Below are 24,969 nucleotides of genomic sequence, written 5' to 3'. Positions count from 1 at the left end.
CCTGAGAGCGCCGCGTGCATTCAGGATGCACGCGTCATCGTTAACGTTTTTCGCGAGCAAGCTCGCTCCTACAGGGGTAAAGCGGTGAAGCGGTATAGCGTTTATCCGGCAAAGCGGTGACAGGGTTTACCGGGCACATCGACCTCGATGGCAAGCACCGCGCCATCCAGGGGGTGTTCGAGAGGGCTGGCGGCGCTGGTGATGTACAGGGTCGTGAGGTCGGGCCCGCCGAACACGCAACTGGTGGGGCGGCTGACGGGCAGTTCGACGATGCGATCGACTTCACCGTCCGGCGTCAGGCGCAGCAGGCAACTGCCGTTCCAGCGCGCGTTCCAGATGTAGCCCTGACTGTCCATCGCCGACCCGTCCGGCCCGCCGCGCCCATGCGGGCCGAACCAGGGCTGGGCGGGGTCGAGTTGGCCGTTCGCTTGGATCGCATGCCGATACAGCGTGCCGTCGAGGCTGTCGCCGAAATGCACCTGGCGCCCGTCGTCGCTCCACAGCAAGGTGTTGGGAATACCCAGGCCGTGCAGCAACGGCGTGACCCGCGCATCGGCATCCACACGGAACAGCCCGCCGGAACGTCGTGTAACGGGCAGGTCTTCGCCGTGCTCGCCGATGTTGTTCTGCATGGTGCCCAGCCACAGGCGGCCCTGGGCGTCGCAGCGCGCTTCATTGCCACGGTTGCCCGCGTGCGGGTCGGCCACGCAGAACAGGCTCAAGGCGGCGCTCGCCAGGTCCAGTCGGTAGACGCCGCTGCTCAAGGTCACCAGCGCATCGCCGCGTTCACACGGGATAAACGCGGACACATGCTCCGGCAACCGCCAGGCCTGCAACTGCCCGTCCAGCAGGCGCAGCGCCTGTTTGCCAGCGATGTCGACCCAATACAGGGCCTGGGTGGGCACGTCCCAGAACGGGCCCTCCCCCAGTTGCGCACGGTGTGCGCTGACGGCGTGAAACGACATGTTGCCTCCTGGATTGTTATTGTTCTCAGGTGCGCGTTACAGCGAGTCGCGTGACGGAGTGCCATCCACCAGGCGCTGGATACGCAACGGGTTGGCGTTTTTCAACGCGTCGGGCAGCAGGCTGTCCGGGTAGTTCTGGAAACACACCGGGCGCAGGAAGCGGTCGATGGCCAGGCTGCCGACCGAGGTGCCACGCGCATCCGACGTCGCCGGGTACGGCCCGCCATGCACCATCGCATCGCAGACTTCCACGCCGGTCGGGTAACCGTTGAGCAGGATACGCCCGACTTTCTGCTCCAGCAGCGGCGTGAGTTCGGCGAACTGTTGCAGGTCGGCCGGCTCGCCGATGATCGTCGCCGTGAGCTGGCCGTGCAGGCCATGCAAGGCGGCGCTGAGCTGGGCCTGGTCGGCGACTTCGACGAACACCGTGGTGGGGCCGAACACTTCCTCTTGCAGCACTTCATCGCCGTCGATCAGCAGGCTGACATCGGCCTTGAACAACTGCGGCCGCGCCTGTTGCCCGGCTTGAGCCTGACCGGCCAGGTGTTGGATGCCGGGGTGCGCCAGCAGTTTTTGCAGGCCCTTGTCATAGCTGCTCAAGGTGCCGGCATTGAGCATGGTCTGCGCCGGCTGATCGCCGATCAGTTGCGCCACCTGCTGGGTGAACGCGCTGAAGGCCGGCGACGCGAGGCCGATCACCAGACCGGGGTTGGTACAGAACTGGCCGCAGCCTTGCACCACCGAGGCAGTCAGCTCGCGTGCCACGGTTTCGGCCCGCGCCTGCAGGGCCTGGGGCAACACGATGACCGGGTTGATGCTCGACATCTCGGCGAATACCGGGATCGGCTGCGGACGCGCCGCCGCCATGTCGCACAGGGCGCGCCCGCCCTTGAGCGAGCCGGTAAAGCCGACCGCCTGGATCGCCGGGTGCTTGACCAGCGCTTCACCGACGCCGCCACCAAAGATCATGTTGAACACGCCCGCCGGCATCTCGGTGGCCTCGGCCGCGCGAATGATCGCATCGGCGACGCGTTCGGCCGTGGCCATATGCCCGCCGTGGGCCTTGAACACCACCGGGCAGCCGGCCGCCAACGCGGCGGCGGTATCCCCGCCCGCCGTGGAAAACGCCAGGGGGAAGTTGCTCGCACCAAACACGGCAACCGGGCCCAGGCCGATGCGGTACTGACGCAGGTCCGGGCGTGGCAGGGGCTGGCGATCCGGCAGGGCCTTGTCGATGCGCGCACCGTAGAAATCGCCGCGACGCAAGACGTTGGCGAACAGACGCATCTGCCCACTGGTGCGCCCGCGTTCGCCCTTGATTCGCGCGGCGGGCAGCGCCGTTTCGCGGCACACCAGGTCGATGAAGTTATCGCTCAGGGCATCCAGCTCGTCGGCGATCGCGTCGAGGAACTGCGCACGCCGCGCGGCACTCAAGACGCGGTAGGCCGGGTAAGCCGCCGCGGCAGCCTGGGCGGCGGCGTCGACTTCTTGCGGGGTCGCCTGGTAAAAATCCTGGGGCAAGGCTTCGCCGGTCGCAGCATCCATGCTCTGGAGCTTGACGCTGCCGTTGGCGCTGCGCTGGCCGCCGATGTAGTTGTGACCAAGGAACTGGGGCATGTGGCTCTCCTTTAAAGGGTGATGACGTCGCCGGGTTCGAAGACGGCGTCGGCACTGCCGACACGATTGACCAGCGGAGCACCGAACTCGGCCTGGCTGATCTCGAACACATCGCCCGGTTGAGTACGTATACCGTCGGCGAATGACAGGGTGGCGGTGCCGAAGAAATGAATGTGTACATCGCCGGGTTTGAGGAACTGGCTGTACTTGAAGTGGTGGTACTCAAGGTTTTCCAGACTGTGGCACATATTGGCCTCGCCACTGAGGAACTCGTTCTGCCAGATCGCCTCGCCGTTACGCAGGATGCGGCTGGTGCCCGCAAGATGCCGGGGCAACTCGCCCACGCGCAACTCCGGGCCGTAGCTGCAACTGCGCAGTTTGGAATGGGCCAGGTACAGGTAGTTCTTGCGTTCCATCACATGGTCGGAGAACTCGTTGCCCACCGCGAAACCCAGGCGATAGGGCTTGCGGTCGTGGCCGATCACATACAGTCCGCCGATCTCCGGCTCTTCGCCGGCGTCTTCGGCAAAGGGCGGCACCGGGAACGCCGCGCCGGGGCGCACCACGATGCTGCCGTCGCCCTTGTAGAACCACTCCGGCTGCACGCCCGCCTGGCCGGCCGCCGGTTTGCCGCCTTCCACGCCCCACTTGAAGATACGCATGGTGTCGGTCAACGCGCTGTCGTCACCGGCCTGCTGGTGCATCTTGTCCCGCGCCGACGCGCTGCCCAGGTGGGTCAGGCCGGTGCCGCTGATCAGCATATGGGCCGGGTCCGGGTGGTCCAGCGGTGGCAGGATCTTCAGGGCGGCCAGCAGCTCGGCGTAATGATGACTGTCGCCCAGGCCGAGGCTCTGCACCTGCTGCACCAGGCCCACGCCGGCTTCGATCGCGGCCAGCGCCAACTCGCGCACACTGTGGGCGCTGAGCACTTCGCGCACCTGGCTGCCCTCCACCACACCGACCCGGCGCTCGCCGTTGGACACCTCGAACTGAACTAAACGCATGAAACTTCTCCTCGATTAAGTACGTGTGGCGCCACGGGCACTGGCGGCGAATTGCTCGGCAGGCAGCACATGCTTGCGCTCCAGCACGCGGTAGACCACGCCGGTCAAGACCAGCCCGAACACCATCACCAGGGACAAAAAGTACAAGCCCGAAGCCAGGTTGCCGGTGTATTCCTTGAGCGCGCCGATCACGAACGGGCCGATATAGCCGCCGAGGTTGCCCACCGAGTTGATCAACGCAATGCCCGCTGCCGCACTGGCACCGGCGAAAAACCGCCCCGGCAGGGTCCAGAACACCGCCGTGCAGGAAAACAGTGCGAACGCCGCCAGGCACAGCGCGGCCATTTGCAGCACCGGCACACTCAGCCAGGCACTGCAGAACAGGCCGATGGCACCCAGTACATAGAGCACCGCCAGGTGGCCATAGCGGTCGTTCAAACGGTCGGAACTGCGCGGGATGATCAACAGCCCGACGATGCCGAAGATATACGGCACCGCCGACACAAAGCCGGTAACCAGGTCCGTGCCGCCGAACTGCTTGATCAGGGTCGGCAACCACAGGCCCAGGCCGTAGATGCTCAGGGTCACCGGCAGGTAGAACAGCGCCAGCAGCAACACGCGCTTGTCCTTGAGGGCGTGCAGTGGATTGCCGTGGCGGGTCTGGCCGTAGGCTTGCAGGTCCTTGGCCAGTTCGCCGGTGAGCCAGGTTTTTTCGTCCTCGCTCATCCAGTTGACCTGCTTGGGGCCGTCCGGCAGGTAGCGCAGCACCGGCCAGGTGAGCAGGAGCGCCGGGGTGCCGATGACGATGAACAGCCATTGCCAGCCGTGCAGGCCGAGGACGCCGTCCATGCCCAGCAGGCCGCCGGACACGGGGCCGGTGATCATCATCGCGATCGGCTGGGAGAGGATGAACAGCCCGAGGATCTTGCCGCGATGGCGCACCGGGAACCACTGGGTGATGTAGTACAGAACGCCGGGAAAGAACCCCGCCTCCGCCGCGCCGAGCAGAAAGCGCATCACATAGAAGCTGTGTGGCCCCTGCACGAACGCCATGCCGATGGTGATGGCGCCCCAGGTGAGCATGATGCGCGCGAACCAGCGCCGCGCGCCGAAGCGATCGAGCATCAGGTTGCTGGGGATCTCGAACAGGAAATAGCCAATGAAGAACAGACCCGCGCCCAAACCGTAGGCCGCATCACCGATGCCGACGTCGGCGCCCATGTGCAGCTTGGCGAAACCCACGGCGGAGCGGTCCACGTAGGCGATCAGGTACAGCAGGATGAGGAAGGGAATCAGTTTCAGCGTGATGCGCCGTATAAGCCGCAGTTCCTGGCTCATGGGGGTCGATCTCCGATTGTTGTTTTTATAGAAGCTCGGGGGACGCCTCTCGCGAAAATCCGCCAGGGCCATACCTCAGTTAAGCCAGACTATATAGTAGGACTATTTGCAAAACAACTCTTCCAAAGCTTCGATTTTGCGCTTATGTTTAAGCACGCATAGAACATATAGTCATACAATAAGAGAAACCATCATGCCTGATAAAAAGCCCGGCCTACGCTCCGCCCAGTGGTTCGGTACCGCCGACAAGAACGGCTTCATGTACCGCAGCTGGATGAAGAACCAGGGCATCGCCGACCATCAGTTCCATGGCAAACCGATCATCGGTATCTGCAACACCTGGTCGGAATTGACGCCGTGCAACGCGCATTTCCGCCAGATCGCCGAGCACGTCAAACGCGGCGTGATCGAGGCCGGCGGCTTCCCCGTGGAATTCCCGGTGTTCTCCAATGGCGAATCGAACCTGCGCCCCACCGCCATGCTCACGCGCAACCTGGCGAGCATGGACGTGGAAGAAGCGATTCGCGGCAACCCCATCGACGGCGTGGTGTTGCTGACCGGTTGCGACAAAACCACCCCGGCGCTGCTGATGGGCGCCGCCAGTTGCGACGTGCCGGCCATCGTGGTCACCGGCGGGCCGATGCTCAACGGCAAGCACAAGGGCCAGGACATCGGCTCAGGCACGGTGGTGTGGCAGCTCAGCGAACAGGTCAAGGCCGGCACCATCAGCCTGGATGACTTCCTCGCGGCCGAGGGCGGCATGTCGCGTTCGGCGGGCACCTGCAACACCATGGGCACCGCGTCGACCATGGCCTGCATGGCCGAGGCACTCGGCACCTCCCTGCCCCACAACGCGGCGATCCCGGCGGTGGATGCACGGCGTTATGTGCTGGCGCATATGTCCGGCATGCGTGCGGTGGAGATGGTGCGCGAAGACTTGAAGCTGTCGAAGATCCTCACCAAGGAAGCCTTCGAAAACGCGATCCGCGTGAACGCGGCCATCGGCGGCTCGACCAATGCGGTGATCCACCTCAAAGCCATCGCCGGGCGCATCGGCGTGGAGCTGGACCTGGACGACTGGACGCGCATCGGGCGCGGCATGCCGACCATCGTCGACCTGCAACCGTCCGGGCGTTTCTTGATGGAAGAGTTCTACTACGCCGGCGGCCTGCCGGCGGTGCTGCGCCGGCTCGGTGAAGCCAACCTGATCCCGCACCCGAACGCCTTGACCGTCAACGGCAAGTCGCTGGGCGAGAACACCAAGGACTCGCCGATCTACGGCCAGGACGAAGTGATCCGCACCCTCGACAACCCGATCCGCGCCGACGGCGGCATCTGTGTGCTGCGCGGCAACCTAGCCCCGCTGGGCGCGGTGCTCAAGCCGTCGGCCGCCAGCGCGGAGCTGATGCAGCACCGTGGCCGCGCCGTGGTGTTCGAGGATTTCGACATGTACAAGGCGCGCATCAACGACCCGGAACTGGAGGTGGACGCCCACTCGATCCTGGTCATGAAAAACTGCGGGCCCAAGGGTTATCCGGGCATGGCCGAAGTCGGCAACATGGGCCTGCCCGCCAAGCTGCTGGCCCAGGGCGTGACCGACATGGTGCGGATCTCCGATGCGCGCATGAGCGGCACGGCGTATGGCACGGTGGTCTTGCACGTCGCACCGGAAGCCGCTGCCGGCGGGCCGTTGGCCGCGGTGCGCGAAGGCGACTGGATCGAACTCGACTGCGCCAACGGGCGCTTGCACCTGGACATCCCCGACGCCGAGCTGGCGGCACGCATGGCTGACCTGAAACCACCGCAGAAGCTGATCGTCGGCGGCTACCGCCAGCTGTACATCGACCATGTGCTGCAGGCGGACCAGGGCTGCGACTTCGATTTCCTGGTGGGTTGCCGCGGGGCCGAAGTCCCACGTCATTCCCACTAATTGGGATGCTATGATGCCGCCTATTTAGCCAGAGCATCCCTGTCGTTATGGATCACCAGCCGTCCAAGCCGCGCAAGAGCATGCATGCCCAGATCGTCCAGGACTTGGGCATGCACATCGTTTCCGGTCGCTTCAAGCCAGAAGAACGACTGCCCATGGAGGCCACGCTGTGTGAGGAATACAAGGTCAGCCGCTCGGTATTGCGCGAGGCGACCCGGGTGCTCAGCGCCAAGGGCCTGGTGTATTCCAAGCCACGGGTGGGCGCGGTGGTGCGGCCGCGGGTGAAGTGGCACCTGCTCGACCCGGACGTACTGTCCTGGTTGATGCAGTCCACCCCCCATAGCGAGTTCTTCAACACCCTGGCTGGCGTGCGGCGCATCCTCGAACCGGAAATCGCCGCCATGGCCGCGACCACCGCGACCGCTGAAGACATCGCCACCATCGAAAAAGCCTACCTCGGCATGGAAACCGCGCAGACCCACGACGCGCTGCTACAGGCCGACCTGGACTTCCACCGTGCGATTGCCGACGCCACGCGCAACGACCTGCTGGCGTATATGTGCAACATGCTGTCGCTGCCGCTGCGCGAGTCGATCAACATCACCAACCGCCGCCCGGATATCCAGGGCCTGAGCCTGCCCCGGCACAAAGCGATCCTCACCGCGATCCAGAACCGCGACGCCCTCGGCGCCCGGCATGCCTCGCTGGTGCAACTGGACGACACGCGGGTGGCGCTGGATACGGTGATGAATGTGCTGACGCCGTTATAAGCCACACCCTCGTTCGACAACCGTGAGGCTCGACGGCACCCGCAAGGTAGGGGCGCAAGAACACTTTCTGTCAGCCCTGGAGATCAAATGTGGGAGATGTCGAGCCCCAGCGAGGCTTCGATGGCGGCGGGCCTGCCGGCATCGGTGTGACATCTCCCACAGGTCGGGCTGAGCGGCCGCCTCAGCGATAGCGTTCCAACCAATAGGCATACGGCGCAGGCAAGGTCCAGGAGGCGTTCTCTACCCCCAGTTCCTTGGCGGCAAAGTACGCCCAATGCGGATCAGCCAGATGCGCGCGCCCCACCGAGACCAAATCCACCTGCCCGGCCTGCAACGCACCTTCCGCCAATTGCGGCGTGCCAAACCCCCAGGCCGAAGTGACCGGGATGCCGGCTTCGCGACGCACGCGCTCAGCGATCGGCCCGAGGAACGCCGGGCCCCACGGGATCTGGGTGTCTGCAATGGTGAAGCCGACGCTGACGCTCAGCAGGTCGAGGCCACCGGCCTTGAAGCGACGGGCCAGTTCGATGGATTCGGTCAACGTCTGCTCGTCACGGCCGTCGTATTCGATCACGCCGAAACGCGCGGTCAACGGCAGGTTTTCCGGCCAGACTTCGCGCACGGCGGCCAGGGTTTCCAGGAGGAAACGGCTGCGATTGTCGAAGCTGCCGCCGTAGGCGTCGGTGCGCTGGTTGGAATGTTCGGAGAAAAAGCTCTGGCCCAGGTAACCGTGGGCGAAGTGCAGTTCGATCCATTCAAAACCGGCGTCGCGGGCACGGCGGGCGGCGTCGACGAAGTCCTGGCGCACGCGGGCGATGTCGTCCAGGGTCATGGCGCGCGGCACGTTAGGCAGGTTGGCGCCGAACGCAATGGCCGAAGGCGCAATGGTTTCCCAGCTGCGCGCATCGGAAGCGGGGATATGGTCGTCGCCTTCCCATGGGCGGTTGGCACTGGCCTTGCGACCGGCGTGGGCGATCTGAATGCCTGGCACCGCGCCAGCAGCCTTGATGGCCTTGACCATCGGCACGAACGCCTGGGCGTGGGCGTCGCTCCAGATACCCGCACAACCGGGAGTGATACGGCCTTCAGGGGACACCGCGGTGGCTTCGACCACCAGCAAACCAGCGCCGCCACGGGCCATGCTGGCCAGGTGAACGTGGTGCCAGTCGTTGACGATGCCGTCGTTGGCCATGTACTGGCACATCGGCGGGATCGCGATGCGGTTGCGCAAGGTCACGTCTTTGAGTTTGTAGGGTTCAAACAAGGCAGCCATCAGGCACCTCCAGGAGCGAGTGATTGATTCGATAGTTCGATGGTATTCGAACTATGGTATTCAACACCAGCCCTGTTATCATTTGTTTTATGCGAGCCTTCAAACACCCCGCCCTGCAAGACCTGACACTCGAACGCGTGCTCTACGCCTTGAGCGACCCGGTGCGCCTGGAAATCATCCGCTACCTGGCCGACGTGCCCGAGGCCACCTGCGGCGAACTGGACGGCGGGCGGCCGAAATCCAGCATGTCCCACCACTTCCGCGTGCTGCGCGATGCCGGGCTGGTCCACACCCGCAGCGTCGGCACCACGCATCTGAATTCGTTGCGCGCGGATGTGCTTGAGGCGCGTTTTCCCGGGTTGCTGGCGAGTGTTCTGGCTCAGCGGTAAACGATAGGATCAGGACAGCGATCCGAACGTATTACGTCACTGCTCTATTTTGCGGACGGGGGCGTATCGATCAGTTGTGCTCGATAGGTTTTGTAGATCTGTTGAACCTCAGGATCGTCCAGATTTTCGTAAGTTATCCCTTCTTTATCCAGGCCATCCAATCCCTTGATGCCACCTATCATGCCCGGCCATTCATCACGGTGGGCAATATCGACGACAAAGGGTTTCAAGTAATTATTCAGATGCCCCTTGAACGGTGCCCTGAGCTCTTCGCTAAGTGCCCGAAGATAATCGTCCTTGTTCGTTTTCGACCACTCAATGGCGAACTTGGAGCGATAACAAAGCTCCATGAAAACAAGCAGAATCGTGCGCCCATTACCATCAAGAAAAGGGTGCGCAAATGCTAGTTGCCCCATCACATCGCCAGGACGCTCTCTGAAGCGCTTCTTGTTCGACGCCAGTTCAAGCGCATAGTCAATGGAGCGCTTGATCGAGCCAGGATGTTCAAAGACAGTGTGCCAAGGATCGTCGTGGGAACCCTTGAATACGGCAAGATGCGGCACCAGATCATTTCGATCTTTACCCGCCCAGTGATAGAAATCAGAAAACAAGATTTCGTGTACTTTGAGGACCGACTTGTAATCAATCGGTTTTTTCTTGGCCAAATAACCCAGTGCATCTTCCACGCTCAACTCAAAGGACAGATGCTCGGACTCCTTGACCTCCATAGGATCTTTAAGCTGTAACGCGTTTTGAAGATATCCAGCGGTATCAAAATCTCCGAAAGGATCAAAACTCATGCGCTGAGTTTCTTCTTGGCGCGGCGCTTCTCCTGAAGATAACTGCCTTGAAGTGCAAGGGTTTCCGACTTGCTCAAAATACCCTTGCGCTTAAGGTTGACCAATAACTGTTCCACGCCATCCAATTCGACCGCATCACCAGCCAGTCCGGTGATGGCAACCGCCATTCGGCTGATGCTGTCACGTTCAGCGGTGACATGATGCACTTTAGCCAGCCTGCGCACTTTGCTGGCAATACTGACATCGGTTGTACTCGTCATTTGGAATCCCTCTGTTAGCTTTTCGAGCATAGCATGGTGGTGATCCTTGCTCTCTACCCAGCTCGACGGGCGCAATCATTGATTTGATCCGGTGTACCGCCCTCCTTCACCGAACCTTTCACGGCAAACCAACGTCCGAGCTTAGGCACTGTTGCTTACCGCTCGCCGCGAGGTCTCCGTTTGAAAGCCGCCATCGTCAAAAAATACCGCCTGATCATCAAAACCATGGGCTATGTCGGTTGGGCCCTGTTCTGGCTGTTGCTGTGGGACGTCGCCGTCACCGTGGACTTCATGCTGTTTCTCACCACCAAGATCAACCTGCCGCTGATGCCGCTGACCTTGCTCGGTTCAGCGCTGGTGGTGCTGATCAGTTTTCGTAACAGCAGCGCCTACAACCGCTGGTGGGAAGCGCGCACCTTATGGGGCGCGATGGTCAACAATTCGCGCAGTTTCGCGCGGCAGGTGCTGACGCTATTGGATGACCTCGGCAACGACGTGAACCCGGTAAAGGCCACCCTGTTGCGCCGCCATGTGGCCTATGTGAACTGCCTGGCCGCCCATCTCAAGGGCCGGTCGTGCCCGGACGAGGTGCGAGCATTTATTCCGGCCGAGGAATTTGCGCGCAACGGCGCCACCAATAATTTCGCCAATGACATCCTCACCGGCTCGGCGGCGCTGTTGGCCAGGGAATACAAGGCCGGGCACCTGGACAGCATCCGCCTGGCGCGGCTGGAGTCGACGCTGGTGGATTTGTCCAACGCCCAGGGCGGCATGGAACGCATCGCCAATACCCCGCTGCCCTACCCTTACGTGTACTTCCCGCGCCTGTTCATTTCGTTGTTCTGCCTGATCGTGCCGGTGGGCCTGGTCGAATCCCTGGGCTGGTTCACCCCGCTGGCCTCCACGGTGGTGGGCTTCATGCTGCTGGCCATCGAGCGCATCGGCACCGACCTGCAAAGCCCGTTTCACTCCAGCGAACATCAGATCCAGATGGAAACCATCTGCGAAACCATCGAGAACAACCTGCAGTCGATGCAGCGCGATGCGCTGGGCGGCAACCGTATCGGCTGAACGCCTCCACGGCCTCAAGTGCGTGCCCCGACGGTCGATATAAGGGGTACGCATGGGCGCACCCCTCATAACAATACATGCGACGCTACTGTTTTCCCCTTGCCAAAACTATAAATACCCGCGGGAGAAGTCATGAATATCAAGCAAAAGCTGACCTGGGCGTTTGCGGCCATCGCGTGCGTGCCGGTTATCCTGGTGGCGGTGCTGGTGGTGCTGAACCTGCGCGAGGCGGCTGTGGCCAATTTCCTCGACAGCAGCGGCCGCGAGATCCGTCAGATCGATAACGGCATGAAGCAGTTCTTCGACGGCATCAGCCAGAACGTCGAGTACGTGGCCAAAGACCCTCGCGTTGTCGCGGCCAAGGAGCTGAAGAACTACGCCGGTGCCGACGCCGCACAAATCCCGCTGACGCCGACGAATAAAGAGCTGCTGGCGATATTCGAGCAGTTCGCCAAAAGCCACCCAAGCACCGCCTACCTGTCCCTGGGCCTGAGCGACGGCGGTTATGCGAGCTGGCCTGACGACACCAAACTGAACAACTACGACCCGCGTGTACGCCCCTGGTACAAAGCCGCCGTGGCCGCTCCGGGCACCACCGTGCGGACCGGGGCCTATTACTGGGCACCGGACGATGTGGTGCTGATCGGCACGGTCCACACCGTGGTCGACGCCAGCGGCACCCTGCTCGGCGTGGTCGGCCTGGACGTCTCGCTCAAACAGCTCACCGAACTGGTGCGCAACATCAAGCTGGGCGACAGCGGCTACCTGATGCTGGTGGAGGCCAACGGCAACGTGCTGGTGGACCCCAGCGACGCCAAGCACAACTTCAAGCCGATGGCCGAACTCGGCGCCAACTACGCCGAACTGGCCAAGCGCGGCGACGGCGTGACCCAAGTGGATATTGATGGGGTGGCCTACATGGCCAACGTGGTCAGCTCCAAAGACCTGGGCTGGCGCTTTATCGGCTTGATCAAGCGCGACGAAGTCATGGCCGACGCCACCCGCCTGACCTGGCTGATCGCAGCCATCGCAGCGGTACTCGCCGTGGTCTTCGCAATTGTCGGCGCGAGCTTCGCCAGCATGATCGTGCGCCCGATTCGCGGGGTCGCCGACGGCCTGCAAGAAATCGCCGAAGGTGAAGGCGACCTCACCCGCCAACTCAAGGTGCAAGGCAAGGACGAAACCGCCAGCCTGGCCGGCTGGTTCAACCAGTTCCTGGGCATGATCGCCCAGCTGGTACAGCGCATCGGCAGCGCATCCTCCGACCTGCAAAGCGCCGCCGCCGACACCCGCGAAGTGGCCAACAACCTGAACCAGGCCGCCGGTCGCCAACGTGAAGCCGTGGAGCTGGTGAGTACCGCATTCAACGAAATGGTGGCCACCGCCAACGAAGTCGCCCGCTCCTGCAGCGCCGCCGCGTCCAGCGCCGACGCAGGCTACCGCGATGTACACGACGGCCAGCAGCATATCGGCGAAGCCACCGGCAGCGTGCTCAAACTGAGCGAAGACCTGCAAAAGTCGACCCAGACCATGCAGCAGTTGGAGCAGGACAGCAAAAACATCAACACCATCCTCGACACGATCCGCTCGATTGCCGAGCAGACCAACCTGCTGGCGCTCAACGCGGCGATTGAAGCCGCGCGCGCCGGTGACCAGGGCCGCGGCTTCGCGGTGGTCGCCGACGAAGTGCGCGCCCTGGCCCGCCGCACCGCCGACTCCACCGGCGAGATCGACAGCCTGCTCGGCAACCTCGCACGCCGCACCCAGGAAGTCACCCTGCAGATGCAAGGCAGCCTGCAGGTGTCGCAAACCAGTGTGGAACGCATCCAGCAGGCCCGCGACAGCTTCGACAAGATCCAAGGCTCGGTGGACTCGATCCGCGACCAGAACACCCAGATCGCCACCGCCGCCGAGGAACAGCACCAGGTCGCCGAACAGATCAACCAGCACATCGCGCAAATCCACGCCGATGCCCAACTGGTGGAAGACTTTGCCCACTCGGCGCAGACCGGCTCTGGCCGTTTGACGGATATCTCCGGGCAGCTCAAAGGCCTGGTAGGCCGCTTCAAGTTCTAACCCCCGCCAATGCAAGGCGGTGAGCCACTCACCGCCTCTGCTGCTTACCCCACGCCAGCCTCTACCTTGAGCCCGACCGCGCAACCGGTCGCCTTGAGGTGCATCAATACGCCAATACCTCCCGCCGACCTCGGCGTCACTGTCCGCATCCGCGGATAAGGCTGGCGTGCAACCGCCGATCATTCGAACGTGCTGACGTCTATTGCGATTCTCGTATTATGGTATACCATCATACGCATACCTCTCACATCAGACGGAGCAGCCCATGAGTTTCGAAATCCGCAAGATCGTCAGCTACGTAGAAGAAACCTTTATCGAAGGCGGTAAAGCCGCGGACACTCCCGTGACCATGGTCGGCCTGGCCGTGGTGCTGAAAAACCCTTGGCTGGGTCGCGGTTTCGTCGAAGACCTCAAGCCTGAGATCCGTGCCAATTGCTCCGACCTCGGCGCGCTGATGGTCGAACGCCTGGTGGGCATCATCGGCGGCGCGGAAAAAATCGAGGCCTACGGCAAGGCGGCAGTGGTCGGTGCCGACGGCGAGATCGAACATGCCAGCGCGATCATCCACACCCTGCGCTTCGGCAACCACTACCGTGAGGCGGTCAAGGCCAAGAGCTACCTGAGTTTTACCAACAAGCGCGGCGGCCCGGGCACGTCGATCCAGATCCCGATGATGCACAAGGACGACGAAGGCCTGCGTTCGCACTACATCACCCTGGAGATGCAGATCGAAGATGCGCCGCGTGCCGACGAAATCGTCGTGGTCCTGGGTTGCGCCGATGGCGGCCGCCTGCATCCGCGCATCGGCAACCGTTATATCGACCTGGAAGAGCTGGCGGCTGAAAAAGCCCAGTAAGCAAGACCGGCCACCCCAACAAAAAGCATGCAGGAGCGCTCCATGATTCGGCTCACCGCTGAACGCACCCCGGCTGGCACCAGTTATCTGGCGACCGGCCAAGGCCAGCCTGTGGTTTTGATCCACGGCGTGGGCCTGAATAAAGAAATGTGGGGCGGGCAAGTCGTTGGCCTGGCCACGAACTACCGCGTGATCACCTATGACATGCTCGGCCATGGCGCCAGCCCGCGCCCGGCCGCCGACACCCCGCTGCTCGGCTATGCCGACCAGTTGCTGGAACTGCTCGACCACCTGCAACTGCCCCAGGCCACGGTGATCGGGTTTTCCATGGGCGGCCTGGTCGCGCGGGCGTTTGCCTTGCATTACCCCGAGCGCCTGAAGGGCCTGGTGGTGCTCAACAGTGTGTTCAACCGCAGCCCTGAACAGCGTGCCGGGGTCATCGCACGTACCGCCCAGGCCGCCGAACACGGCCCCGACGCGAATGCCGAAGCCGCACTGTCGCGCTGGTTCAGCCGTGAATACCAGGCGGCCAACCCGGCGCAGATCGCCGCGCTGCGTGAAACCCTGGCGGGCAACGACCCCCAGGGTTACCTGACCACCTATGAACTGTTTGCGACCCAGGACATGTACCGTGCCGACGACCTCCCGGGGTTGCGCGCACCGACCCTGGTCGCCACCGGCGAACTCGACCCTGGCTCGACCCCGGAAATGGCCCGGCAACTGGCAGATCGCATTCCCGGCGCCAGCGTTGCGGTGCTGGCCGAGCAACGGCATATGATGCCGGTAGAATCGCCGCGCCTGGTCAACCAGTTGCTGCTGGGGTTCCTCGACACGGTGTACGCCCAAAACACTCCAATCAAGGGGATCGTTGCATGACACTCGCACGCTTCCAGATGTGCATCGGCGGTGAATGGGTCGATGCCCTCTCCGGCAAGACCTTCGACAGCCTCAACCCGGCCCTGGCCGAACCCTGGGCGCAATTGCCCGACGCCGACGAAGCCGACGTGGAGCGCGCCGTGCAGGCCGCGCAAAGCGCCTTCGACAGCCCGGCCTGGCGCGGCCTCACCGCCACCGCGCGGGGCAAACTGCTGCGCCGCCTGGGTGACCTGATCGCCGCGAACAAGGAACACCTGGCCCAGCTGGAAAGCCGTGACAACGGCAAGCTGATCCGCGAAACCCGTGGCCAGGTCAGCTACCTGCCGGAGTTTTTCCACTATACCGCCGGCCTGGCCGACAAGCTCGAAGGCGGCACCCTGCCGTTGGACAAGCCCGACCTGTTCGCCTACACCGTGCATGAAGCCATGGGCGTAGTCGCTGCGATCATTCCGTGGAACAGCCCGCTGTACCTGACCGCGATCAAACTCGCGCCGGCCCTGGCGGCGGGCAATACCATCGTGATCAAGCCGTCGGAACATGCCTCGGCGACCGTCCTGGAACTGGCGCGCCTGGCCCTCGAAGCCGGCATTCCAGCGGGCGTGGTCAACGTGGTCACAGGCTTTGGCCCCAGCACCGGCGCCGCCCTCACCCGCCACCCGCTGGTGCGCAAGATCGCCTTTACCGGCGGCGCGGCCACGGCAAGGCATGTGGTGCGCAGCAGCGCGGAGAACTTCGCCAAACTCTCCCTGGAACTGGGCGGCAAGTCGCCGAATATCATTTTTGCCGACGCCGACCTCGACAGCGCCATCAATGGTGCAATCGCCGGCATCTACGCGGCGTCCGGGCAGAGTTGCGTCTCCGGTTCGCGCCTGCTGGTGCAGGACGCTATCTACGACGAATTCGTCGAGCGCCTGGTAGCGCGCGCCCAACGCATCCGCATCGGCAACCCGCAAGACGACGCCAGCGAAATGGGCCCCATGGCCACCGCGCAGCAACTGGCCGTGGTCGAAGGCCTGGTGGCGGACGCCATCGCCGAAGGGGCACGCCTGCGCACCGGCGGCAAGCGCCCGCAGAACCTCGGCGAAGGCTGGTTCTATGAGCCGACGCTGTTCGAGTGCGACCGCAACTCGATGAAGATCATGCAAGAGGAAGTATTCGGGCCGGTGGCCTCGGTCATCCGTTTCAAGGACGAAGCCGAAGCACTGGCCATCGCCAACGACTCGCAGTTCGGCCTCGCTGCCGGTATCTGGACCCGCGACCTCGGGCGCGCCCACCGCCTGGCGCGCGATGTGCGCTCGGGGATCATCTGGGTCAACACCTACCGCGCGGTCTCGGCCATGGCCCCCATCGGCGGCTTCAAGAACAGCGGCTACGGACGCGAAAGCGGCATCGATTCGGTGCTGGCCTACACCGAGCTGAAGACGGTGTGGATCAACCTCTCCCAGGCGCCCATGCCTGATCCTTTTGTGATGCGTTAAGAGTCCACAACCATGATCGAACCCGGCATTTACAAAGACGTCATGAGCTCGTTCCCGTCCGGGGTCACGGTGGTCACCACCCTCGACCCGGACGGCGGCATCGTCGGCATCACCGCCAGCGCGTTCAGCGCGCTGTCGATCGACCCGGCCCTGGTGCTGTTCTGCCCCAACTATGCGTCGGACACCTACCCGATCCTGCGTGACAGCAAGCGCTTTGCGATTCACTTGCTGTCCGCCGACCAGACCGCCGAAGCCTATGCCTTCGCCAGCAAAGGCAAGGAAAAAGCCAAGGGCATCGAGTGGCACCTGAGCGAATTGGGCAACCCGCTGCTGGCCAAGGCCACGGCGATCATCGAGTGCGAGCTGTGGCGCGAATACGACGGCGGCGATCACGCGATCATCGTCGGCGCCGTGAAGAACCTGATCCTGCCCGAGCAACCGATCACGCCGATGATCTATCACAAAGGCAAGCTGGGCCCGCTGCCCACCCTGGCTTGAGGAGCTGTGTGCAATGAGCAACGAAAAGTATGAGCAGGGCCTGAAGATCCGCACCCAGGTGCTGGGCGAAGCCTATGTGCAGCGCTCGATCGAGAACGCCGACGACTTCACCCGCCCCTTGCAAGAGATGGTCACCGAATACTGCTGGGGCCATGTGTGGGGCCGGGAGGGTTTGTCGCTTAAAGAACGCAGCATGATAAACTTGGCAATGATTTCGGCCCTCAATCGGCCTCACGAGCTCAAGCTGCATGTGCGCGGCGCCTTGCGTAACGGCCTGAGTCGTGAACAAATACGCGAAATTCTGCTTCAGGTCGGCATCTATTGCGGGGTTCCCGCCGCCGTGGACAGCTTCCGGCTGGCCCGGGAAGCCTTCGCCGAAGCCGATGCCGAGGCATCCCGTTAACCGCCCCATTCAGAGCAGCCCCCATGAAACGCCTGCCCCTCGACGACAGCTTCAAGGTCAATCACAACCCGGTCACCCTGCGCGAAATCGTGCTGGAGAAACTGCGCAGCGCCATCATGAACTTCCAGCTGCTGCCGGGTGATCGCCTGGTGGAACGCGACCTGTGCGACCGCCTCGGCGTCAGCCGTACCTCGGTGCGCGAAGCCTTGCGTCACCTGGAGTCCGAAGGTCTGGTGGAATTCGCCGATGCCAAGGGGCCCCAGGTGGCGATCATCACCCTGGCCGATGCCGTCGACATCTATGAACTGCGTTGCGTGCTCGAAGGTTTGATCGTGCAGCTGTTCACCCTGCGCGCCAAGGCCAAGGACATCAAGGCCCTGGAAAAAGCCCTGGAGGAAAACCGCAAGGCCCTCAAGGACGGCGAACTGCAACAGGTCATCGATTCGGTACAGGGTTTCTACGACGTGTTGCTTGAAGGCTCCGGCAACCGCGTGGCCGCCACCCAGTTGCGTCAATTGCAGGCGCGCATCAGCTACCTGCGCGCCACGTCGGTGTCCCAGGAAAACCGTCGCGGCACCAGCAATCAGGAAATGGAACGCATGGTCCAGGCGATCAAGAGCGGCGACCCGCTCGCCGCCCACCAGGCCTGCGTCGACCACGTGCGCGCGGCGGCGGCCGTGGCCCTGGATTACCTCAAGCGCAAACAGGAAGAGACCGGCAAGATCCCCGAGATCACCCTGCCCATCGCCCTCAAAGAACCGCGTATAGGTCACTGACCGTGTTCAGGCCAAGCTTTTGCCCCAAATGCGGCGGCAGTGACCTCGGTCACCAGTTGCCTCCGGGCGATACGCATGAGCGCCTGATGTGCCGCGGTTGCGGCTATATCCACTACATCAATCCCAAGATCATCGCCGGCTGCATCATCGAGCAGGACGGCAAGTACCTGCTGTGCCAACGGGCGATCCCACCGCGCCCCGGCACCTGGACCCTGCCGGCCGGTTTCATGGAAGGCGGCGAGACCACCGAACAGGCCGCGTTGCGCGAAGTCTGGGAAGAAAGCGGCGTGCGCGCCGAGATCGTCTCGCCCTACTCAATCTTCAGCGTGCCGAAGATCAGCGAGGTGTACATCATCTTCCGCGCCATCGCGCAGGAGATCACCGGCCAGTTCGGGCCGGAAACCCTCGACTATCAATTCTTCGCGCCCGAGGACATTCCCTGGGACAGCATCTACTACCCGGCGATCCGGCAGATCCTCGAACGCTACATCGAGGAACGCCAGGCCGGGGTGTATGGCATCTACATCGGGAATGACGACAGCGGCAAGATCCACTTCATCCGCTGATCCTCAAGCTGAACTCGGTTCAAATGTGGGAGAGGGCTTGCTCCCGATGGCAGTGGCATATTCAACATCGTCGTTGGCTGACACACCGCTATCGGGGGCAAGCCCCCTCCCACAGTTTGAAGCGCGTTTATTCAGCCACGAATCAGCCCTGCTCATCGTCGAAACCAGGGCGCTGCAACGCATCCTACTCCACACCACCGAACCCAATGTGGGAGGGGGCTTGCCCCCGATAGCGGTGTGTCAGCCACTGAATGAGGTGACTGAACCACTGCCGTCGGGAGCAAGCCCCCTCCCACATTGGGAACAATACTTGGACTGATATACCTAAGGCGCCAGGCCTTCCACGATGATGATCTGCGCCTGTCCCACGCCCTCGCGGTGGACCTTCGCCGCCTGATACTCGGCGGATTCGTAACACGCCACCGCCTGCTCATAGCTATCGAACTCAATCACCACATTACGCTGCCGCGCCGGCCCGCCTTCCATCGCTTCGCTGCGCCCGCCCCTGGCCAGAAACCGCCCGCCAAACTGCGCAAACGCCGCCGGCGCGCGTTGGGTGTACTGCGTGTACTGCTCTGCATCGGACACATCTACATGGGCAATCCAGTAGGCCTTCATCGCAACATCCTCTTGCTTGATTTTTGTGGTATACCATAATACATACAACCAACAAATCGAGCACCCAACATGTCCTTCAACAGCATCGCAGACATCATCGAAGACTACCGCCAAGGCAAGATGGTGCTCCTGGTAGACGACGAAGACCGGGAAAACGAAGGCGACCTGCTGCTGCCTGCGGCGTGCTGCAGTGCCGAGGCTATCAGTTTCATGGCCCGTGAAGCCCGTGGTCTGATCTGCCTGACCCTCACCGACGAACACTGCCAGCGCCTGGGCCTGGAGCAGATGGTACCGAGCAATGGCAGCGCGTTCAGCACCGCGTTTACCGTGTCCATCGAAGCGGCCAGCGGTGTGACCACCGGTATCTCTGCCGCCGACCGCGCACGCACGGTGGCGGCGGCCGTGGACGTGAATGCCGGGCCGGCCGATATCGTGCAGCCCGGGCACATCTTTCCGTTGCGCGCCAAAGACGGCGGCGTGCTGACCCGCGCCGGCCACACCGAAGCCGGCTGTGACCTGGCACGCCTGGCCGGGCATACGCCAGCCTCGGTGATCGTCGAAGTGATGAACGACGATGGCACCATGGCCCGCCGACCTGAGCTGGAGATCTTCGCGCGCAAGCACGGGATCAAGATCGGCACTATCGCCGACTTGATTCACTACCGCCTCAGCACCGAACGCACCGTGGCGCGCATTGGCGAACGCGACCTGCCCACGGTGCATGGCACGTTCCGCCTGATCACCTTTGAAGACCGCATCGACGGTGGTGTACACATGGCCATGGTGATGGGCCCGTTGCGCCGCGATGAACCTACGCTGGTGCGCGTGCATGTGATCGACCCGCTGCGCGACCTGGTCGGTGCCGACTACAGCGGTCCGTCCAACTGGACGCTGTGGGCCGCCCTGCAACGCGTCGCGGCCGAAGGTCGTGGCGTGGTGGTGGTGCTGGCCAATCATGAATCGTCCCAGGCATTACTGGAGCGCGTACCGCAACTGACCCAGGCGCCGCGCCAGTTCAACCGTTCACAATCGCGGATTTATTCGGAAGTCGGCACCGGGGCGCAGATATTGCAGGACCTGGGCGTCGGCAAGCTGCGTCACCTCGGCCCGCCCCTGAAATACGCCGGGCTGACTGGCTACGACCTGGAGGTAGTCGAGAGCATTCCCTTCACCGAGTGACGGATAACCGGTAAGGCAAAATGCTTGCACAAAGTTTGGAATACCATAATATGATATTCCATAGACCGAACGCTTTCGCCAAGTGCGCCCGCCAGGGACAGCACCAATAACAGCCCTTGGCACGGTCGCCTTTTGGGCCTCGATTAGAGGCTCCGATGGACCTACTGCTCCCGATAGGCGGGCATTACCAAGCCCGCTCAAAAACACAACAAATGAGGGCGTGAAAATGGTGTTGAACAAACGTGCAACCGCAGTGCTGTTCGCGGGTTTATTGGCTACGGTCACTCACGCGGCCCTGGCGGCCGAAAGCGTGAATTTCGTGAGCTGGGGCGGTAGCACCCAGGATGCGCAGAAGCAGGCGTGGGCCGACCCTTTCAGCAAGGCCAGCGGCATCACCGTGGTGCAAGACGGCCCGACCGACTACGGCAAGCTCAAGGCCATGGTCGAAAGCGGCAACGTGCAGTGGGACGTGGTAGACGTAGAGGCCGACTTCGCCTTGCGCGCCGCCGCCGAAGGCCTGCTCGAACCCCTGGACTTCTCGGTGATCCAGCGCGACAAGATCGACCCGCGCTTCGTCTCCGACCATGGCGTCGGTTCGTTCTTCTTCTCCTTCGTGCTCGGCTACAACGAAAGCAAACTCGGCGCCGCCAAGCCCCAGGATTGGACCGCGCTGTTCGACACCAAGACCTACCCCGGCAAACGCGCCCTCTACAAATGGCCAAGCCCTGGCGTGCTCGAACTGGCCCTGCTCGCCGACGGCGTACCCGCCGACAAGCTCTACCCCCTGGACCTGGACCGCGCCTTCAAGAAACTCGACACCATCAAAAAAGACATCGTCTGGTGGGGCGGCGGCGCGCAATCGCAGCAACTGCTGGCCTCCGGTGAAGTCAGCATGGGCCAGTTCTGGAACGGTCGCATCCACGCCCTGCAGGAAGATGGCGCACCGGTGGGCGTCAGCTGGAAGCAGAACCTGGTCATGGCCGACATCCTCGTCGTGCCCAAGGGCACCAAAAACAAAGCCGCCGCGATGAAGTTCCTGGCCAGTGCCAGCAGCGCCAAGGGCCAGGCCGATTTCTCCAACCTGACCGCTTATGCACCGGTGAATATCGACAGCGTGCAGCGCCTGGATTCAGTCCTGGCGCCCAACCTGCCGACGGCGTATGCCAAGGACCAGATCACCCTCGATTTCGCCTACTGGGCCAAGAACGGTCCGGCCATTGCGACACGGTGGAATGAATGGCTAGTCAAATGAAAATGACGGCAACCACACCGACCGGGAGCGCCCTCGGCGCTGCCGGCGCGGTTTGCAGCAAAGCCGTATCGCCGCCCCTGGCCCAGCGCTGGCGCGGGGCGGGCAACCTGATCCCGGCCCTGCTGTTCCTCGGCCTGTTCTTCCTCGCACCGCTGATCGGGCTGTTGCTGCGCGGCGTGCTGGAGCCCGTGCCGGGCCTGGGCAACTATGAACAGCTGTTCGCCAACTCGGCCTACGCCCGCGTGCTGCTCAACACCTTTTCGGTGGCGGGCCTGGTGACCCTGTTCAGCCTGTTGCTGGGCTTCCCGCTGGCCTGGGCGATTACCCTGGTGCCACGCGGCTGGGGCCGCTGGATGCTGAATATCGTGCTGCTGTCGATGTGGACCAGCCTGCTGGCCCGCACCTATTCCTGGCTGGTGTTGCTGCAAGCCTCGGGGGTGATCAACAAGGCGCTGCTGGCCATGGGCATCATCGATGTGCCCCTGGAGATGGTGCATAACCTCACCGGCGTGGTGATCGGCATGAGCTACATCATGATCCCGTTCATCGTGCTGCCGTTGCAGGCGACCATGCAGGCCATCGACCCGATGATCCTGCAGGCCGGCTCCATCTGTGGCGCGAGCCCGTGGACCAACTTCTTCCGGGTGTTCCTGCCGCTGTGCCGGCCGGGGTTGTTTTCCGGCGGGTTGATGGTGTTCGTGATGTCCCTCGGTTACTACGTCACCCCGGCGTTGCTCGGCGGTGCGCAGAACATGATGCTGCCCGAGTTCATCATCCAGCAGGTGCAGTCGTTCCTCAATTGGGGCCTGGCCAGTGCCGGTGCCGCGTTGCTGATCTTCATCACGCTGGTGCTGTTCTACTTCTACCTGAAGCTTCAGCCGGAATCCCCGGTTGGCGCCAGCCATGCGAGGTAAGCCGTCATGCTGCTGACTCCGAATGCCATGAGCCGCAGGATGCGTCTGGGCCTCTACGCCACCACCGGTTTGATTGGGCTGTTCCTGCTGCTGCCGATCGTGTTTATCGTGCTGCTGTCGTTCGGCTCGTCGCAATGGCTGGTGTTCCCGCCACCGGGCTGGACGCTGAAATGGTACGGCCAGTTCTTCTCCAACGCCGACTGGATGAACGCGGCGCTGGCCAGCCTCAAGGTCGCCGTGCTGACCACCGTGTTCGCCGTGGCGCTGGGCCTGCCCAGCGCATTTGCCCTGGTGCGCGGGCGCTTCCCCGGCCGCGAACTGCTCTATGGCCTGTTCACCCTGCCGATGATCGTGCCACTGGTGATCATCGCCGTGGCGGTGTACGCGCTGTTCCTCAAGCTCGGCTACACCGGCACGATGTTCGCCTTTGTGGTCAGCCACGTGATTGTCGCGTTGCCGTTCACCATCATCTCGATCATCAACTCGCTGAAACTGTTCGATCAGTCGATTGAAGACGCCGCGGTGATCTGCGGTGCGTCGCGCCTGCAGGCGGTGTTCAAGGTGACCTTCCCGGCGATTCGCCCGGGGATGGTGGCCGGTGCGCTGTTCGCCTTTCTCGTGTCATGGGACGAAGTGGTGCTCAGCGTGATGATGGCCAGCCCGACCCTGCAAACCCTTCCCGTGAAAATGTGGACCACCCTGCGTCAGGACCTGACACCCGTGATCGCCGTCGCCTCGACGCTGCTGATCGGCCTCTCGGTGCTGGTCATGGTCATCGCCGCCGCCGTTCGCCGGCGCACAGAAACCCGCGCTTGAGCGCCCAGGAGCAGAACATGAGTGCAGTGATCCAAGATGCCGCGCAGACCCCTGGCCAACCTCTGGTCAGCCTGCGCAACCTGAACAAGTTCTATGGCGAATTCGCCGCCGTGGACAACATCTCGCTGGACATCAAGGACGGCGAGTTCCTCACCTTCCTCGGCTCCAGCGGCTCGGGCAAAAGCACCACCCTGTCGATGCTCGCCGGCTTTGAAACGCCGAGCAGCGGCGAGATCCTGGTGAGCGGCCAATCGCTAGTCAACGTACCGCCGCACAAGCGCGACATCGGCATGGTGTTCCAACGCTACTCGCTGTTCCCGCACCTGTCGGTACGCGACAACATCGCCTTCCCCCTGGCGATCCGCAAACTGGCCAGTGCCGAGCGCGAGAAGCGCGTCGACGCCATGCTCAAGCTGGTGCAACTGGAACAGTTCGCCCATCGCCGCCCGTCGCAACTGTCTGGCGGCCAGCAACAGCGCGTCGCCATCGCCCGGGCGCTGGTGTACGAGCCGCGTATCCTGCTGATGGACGAACCGCTCGGCGCCCTCGACAAGAAGCTGCGTGAAGACTTGCAGGACGAGCTGCGCCAGTTGCATCGGCGCCTGGGCATCACCATTGTCTACGTGACCCACGACCAGGAAGAAGCCATGCGCCTGTCCCAGCGCATCGCGATTTTCAGCCACGGCAAGATCGTCGGCCTGGGCAGCGGTTTCGACCTGTACCAGAACCCGCCGAATGCGTTTGTCGCCTCATTCCTGGGCAACTCCAACTTCCTCAAGCTCAAGGCCCAGGGCAACGCGGCGGCGTCGTTCGAAGGCCAATCCCTGTCGATCCGCCTGACCGGCGGCCTGCGCAGCGAGCAGGACGTGCTGCTGATGGTGCGCCCGGAAAAAGCCCTCGCGCTGAGCGTCGAACAGGCCGCCGGGCAACCATTGGCCGCAGGCTGGAACGAAGTGTCGGCCATCGTCGGCGAAGTGCTGTTCCTCGGTGAAAGCCAGACCTGCAGCGTGAAAACCCTGGGCGGCACCTCGATGACGGTCAAGGCATTGTCCGCCGCCGGCATGCCGCTCAAGGCCGGCGACCCGGTGCGCGTGCGCTGGGCCACGGCGGATGCCTGCGTGTACACCGAATGGGCCGAAAGCGATCTGAACAAAGCCGCCGGCGCCCATTAAGCCAAACAAAAAGCTGAACCATCCCCTGTAGGAGCTGGCTTGCCAGCGAAAAACCCACAACCACCGCGGGCA

At 63.0% G+C, this 24,969-nt stretch carries 24 protein-coding genes and 2 pseudogenes; 18 read left to right on the top strand and 8 right to left on the bottom strand.

Going from position 1 to position 24,969, the window contains the following annotated elements; translation table 11 throughout:
- Positions 1 to 101 precede the first annotated feature (101 nt).
- The 4 genes from MOQ67_RS13410 to MOQ67_RS13395 are packed head-to-tail and all read right to left on the bottom strand — an operon-like array spanning position 102 to position 4,924.
- Positions 102 to 965 (bottom strand): SMP-30/gluconolactonase/LRE family protein, encoded by an 864-nt coding sequence (locus MOQ67_RS13410; RefSeq protein WP_017847886.1) that lies wholly within the window; start codon positions 963 to 965, stop codon positions 102 to 104.
- A 36-nt stretch (positions 966 to 1,001) separates the two neighbouring features.
- Entirely contained in the window at positions 1,002 to 2,582 is a 1,581-nt protein-coding gene (locus MOQ67_RS13405; RefSeq protein WP_198718028.1) for an aldehyde dehydrogenase (NADP(+)), read from the bottom strand.
- 11 nt (positions 2,583 to 2,593) lie between these two features.
- Positions 2,594 to 3,586, bottom strand: coding sequence for an AraD1 family protein (araD1, locus tag MOQ67_RS13400; protein ID WP_102618254.1), 993 nt, complete (start codon positions 3,584 to 3,586; stop codon positions 2,594 to 2,596).
- Between the two features lie 15 nt (positions 3,587 to 3,601).
- Positions 3,602 to 4,924: an MFS transporter gene (locus MOQ67_RS13395; RefSeq protein WP_017847889.1), complete on the bottom strand. Its 1,323-nt coding sequence runs from the start codon at positions 4,922 to 4,924 to the stop codon at positions 3,602 to 3,604.
- Between the two features lie 193 nt (positions 4,925 to 5,117).
- Here MOQ67_RS13395 and MOQ67_RS13390 point away from each other — a divergent pair, with 193 nt between their 5' ends.
- The gene (locus MOQ67_RS13390) at positions 5,118 to 6,854 is read left to right on the top strand and encodes an IlvD/Edd family dehydratase (RefSeq protein WP_017847890.1); all 1,737 of its coding nucleotides are present in this window, start codon (positions 5,118 to 5,120) and stop codon (positions 6,852 to 6,854) included.
- Between the two features lie 47 nt (positions 6,855 to 6,901).
- Positions 6,902 to 7,624 carry a FadR/GntR family transcriptional regulator gene (locus MOQ67_RS13385; RefSeq protein ID WP_017847891.1) on the top strand — a complete coding sequence of 241 codons (723 nt, stop codon included), beginning with the start codon at positions 6,902 to 6,904 and terminating at the stop codon, positions 7,622 to 7,624.
- 181 nt (positions 7,625 to 7,805) lie between these two features.
- On the opposite strand, the gene MOQ67_RS13380 is transcribed toward MOQ67_RS13385, so the two are convergent.
- Positions 7,806 to 8,897 carry an NADH:flavin oxidoreductase/NADH oxidase gene (locus tag MOQ67_RS13380; RefSeq protein ID WP_046383887.1) on the bottom strand — a complete coding sequence of 364 codons (1,092 nt, stop codon included), beginning with the start codon at positions 8,895 to 8,897 and terminating at the stop codon, positions 7,806 to 7,808.
- Between the two features lie 89 nt (positions 8,898 to 8,986).
- On the opposite strand from MOQ67_RS13380, the gene MOQ67_RS13375 reads away from it, so the two are divergent.
- Positions 8,987 to 9,286: an ArsR/SmtB family transcription factor gene (locus MOQ67_RS13375; protein ID WP_032804674.1), complete on the top strand. Its 300-nt coding sequence runs from the start codon at positions 8,987 to 8,989 to the stop codon at positions 9,284 to 9,286.
- Positions 9,287 to 9,330: 44 nt separating this feature from the next.
- On the opposite strand, the gene MOQ67_RS13370 is transcribed toward MOQ67_RS13375, so the two are convergent.
- Complete coding sequence (locus MOQ67_RS13370) at positions 9,331 to 10,086, bottom strand: Fic family protein (protein ID WP_104903445.1); 756 nt, start codon at positions 10,084 to 10,086, stop codon at positions 9,331 to 9,333.
- Positions 10,083 to 10,346 (bottom strand): hypothetical protein, encoded by a 264-nt coding sequence (locus tag MOQ67_RS13365; RefSeq protein WP_198718027.1) that lies wholly within the window; start codon positions 10,344 to 10,346, stop codon positions 10,083 to 10,085. Before MOQ67_RS13365 ends, MOQ67_RS13370 begins: the two co-directional genes overlap by 4 nt.
- Positions 10,347 to 10,526: 180 nt before the next feature.
- Here MOQ67_RS13365 and MOQ67_RS13360 point away from each other — a divergent pair, with 180 nt between their 5' ends.
- From MOQ67_RS13360 to MOQ67_RS13315, 10 genes and pseudogenes are all read left to right on the top strand, one after another.
- On the top strand, positions 10,527 to 11,417 hold the full coding sequence (locus MOQ67_RS13360) for a bestrophin family protein (protein ID WP_104903446.1): 891 nt from the start codon (positions 10,527 to 10,529) through the stop codon (positions 11,415 to 11,417).
- Between the two features lie 132 nt (positions 11,418 to 11,549).
- Positions 11,550 to 12,632 (top strand): annotated as a pseudogene (locus MOQ67_RS13355) (HAMP domain-containing protein); the annotation flags it as partial.
- 318 nt (positions 12,633 to 12,950) lie between these two features.
- Positions 12,951 to 13,493 (top strand): annotated as a pseudogene (locus MOQ67_RS13350) (methyl-accepting chemotaxis protein); the annotation flags it as partial.
- A gap of 265 nt (positions 13,494 to 13,758) precedes the next feature.
- Positions 13,759 to 14,349, top strand: a complete 591-nt coding sequence (locus tag MOQ67_RS13345; RefSeq protein WP_046383889.1) for an amino acid synthesis family protein — start codon at positions 13,759 to 13,761, stop codon at positions 14,347 to 14,349.
- 42 nt (positions 14,350 to 14,391) lie between these two features.
- Positions 14,392 to 15,225, top strand: a complete 834-nt coding sequence (locus tag MOQ67_RS13340) for an alpha/beta fold hydrolase (protein WP_046383890.1) — start codon at positions 14,392 to 14,394, stop codon at positions 15,223 to 15,225.
- Positions 15,222 to 16,703, top strand: a complete 1,482-nt coding sequence (locus tag MOQ67_RS13335) for an aldehyde dehydrogenase (protein WP_046383891.1) — start codon at positions 15,222 to 15,224, stop codon at positions 16,701 to 16,703. The genes MOQ67_RS13340 and MOQ67_RS13335 overlap by 4 nt, the downstream gene beginning before the upstream one ends.
- 12 nt (positions 16,704 to 16,715) lie before the next feature.
- On the top strand, positions 16,716 to 17,201 hold the full coding sequence (locus tag MOQ67_RS13330; RefSeq protein ID WP_104903448.1) for a flavin reductase family protein: 486 nt from the start codon (positions 16,716 to 16,718) through the stop codon (positions 17,199 to 17,201).
- A 13-nt stretch (positions 17,202 to 17,214) separates the two neighbouring features.
- Entirely contained in the window at positions 17,215 to 17,604 is a 390-nt protein-coding gene (locus tag MOQ67_RS13325) for a carboxymuconolactone decarboxylase family protein (RefSeq protein ID WP_046383892.1), read from the top strand.
- A 23-nt stretch (positions 17,605 to 17,627) separates the two neighbouring features.
- Positions 17,628 to 18,380 carry a GntR family transcriptional regulator gene (locus MOQ67_RS13320; protein ID WP_104903449.1) on the top strand — a complete coding sequence of 251 codons (753 nt, stop codon included), beginning with the start codon at positions 17,628 to 17,630 and terminating at the stop codon, positions 18,378 to 18,380.
- 2 nt (positions 18,381 to 18,382) lie between these two features.
- Positions 18,383 to 18,946, top strand: a complete 564-nt coding sequence (locus MOQ67_RS13315) for an NUDIX hydrolase (RefSeq protein WP_104903450.1) — start codon at positions 18,383 to 18,385, stop codon at positions 18,944 to 18,946.
- Between the two features lie 324 nt (positions 18,947 to 19,270).
- Here the strand turns inward: MOQ67_RS13315 and MOQ67_RS13310 are convergent, their stop codons facing one another.
- The gene (locus MOQ67_RS13310) at positions 19,271 to 19,564 is read right to left on the bottom strand and encodes a DUF1330 domain-containing protein (protein ID WP_104903452.1); all 294 of its coding nucleotides are present in this window, start codon (positions 19,562 to 19,564) and stop codon (positions 19,271 to 19,273) included.
- 69 nt (positions 19,565 to 19,633) lie between these two features.
- Here MOQ67_RS13310 and ribBA point away from each other — a divergent pair, with 69 nt between their 5' ends.
- The 5 genes from ribBA (at position 19,634) to MOQ67_RS13285 (ending at position 24,897) form a co-directional block, all read left to right on the top strand.
- Positions 19,634 to 20,743: a bifunctional 3,4-dihydroxy-2-butanone-4-phosphate synthase/GTP cyclohydrolase II gene (gene ribBA / locus MOQ67_RS13305; protein WP_079443541.1), complete on the top strand. Its 1,110-nt coding sequence runs from the start codon at positions 19,634 to 19,636 to the stop codon at positions 20,741 to 20,743.
- Positions 20,744 to 20,969: 226 nt separating this feature from the next.
- Positions 20,970 to 21,995, top strand: a complete 1,026-nt coding sequence (locus MOQ67_RS13300; RefSeq protein WP_046383896.1) for an ABC transporter substrate-binding protein — start codon at positions 20,970 to 20,972, stop codon at positions 21,993 to 21,995.
- On the top strand, positions 21,992 to 22,909 hold the full coding sequence (locus tag MOQ67_RS13295) for an ABC transporter permease (RefSeq protein ID WP_046383897.1): 918 nt from the start codon (positions 21,992 to 21,994) through the stop codon (positions 22,907 to 22,909). The genes MOQ67_RS13300 and MOQ67_RS13295 overlap by 4 nt, the downstream gene beginning before the upstream one ends.
- Positions 22,910 to 22,915: 6 nt before the next feature.
- A complete protein-coding gene (locus MOQ67_RS13290; protein ID WP_046383898.1) occupies positions 22,916 to 23,725 on the top strand; it encodes an ABC transporter permease in 810 nt (269 codons plus the stop codon).
- 17 nt (positions 23,726 to 23,742) lie between these two features.
- The gene (locus tag MOQ67_RS13285; protein ID WP_104903453.1) at positions 23,743 to 24,897 is read left to right on the top strand and encodes an ABC transporter ATP-binding protein; all 1,155 of its coding nucleotides are present in this window, start codon (positions 23,743 to 23,745) and stop codon (positions 24,895 to 24,897) included.
- The last annotated feature ends 72 nt before the right edge of the window (positions 24,898 to 24,969 follow it).

It is taken from the genome of Pseudomonas sp. LY-1, assembly GCF_053502595.1.
The sequence above is the reverse complement of the archived record's forward strand: the minus strand, read 5'-3'. Positions and strand labels throughout refer to the sequence as shown.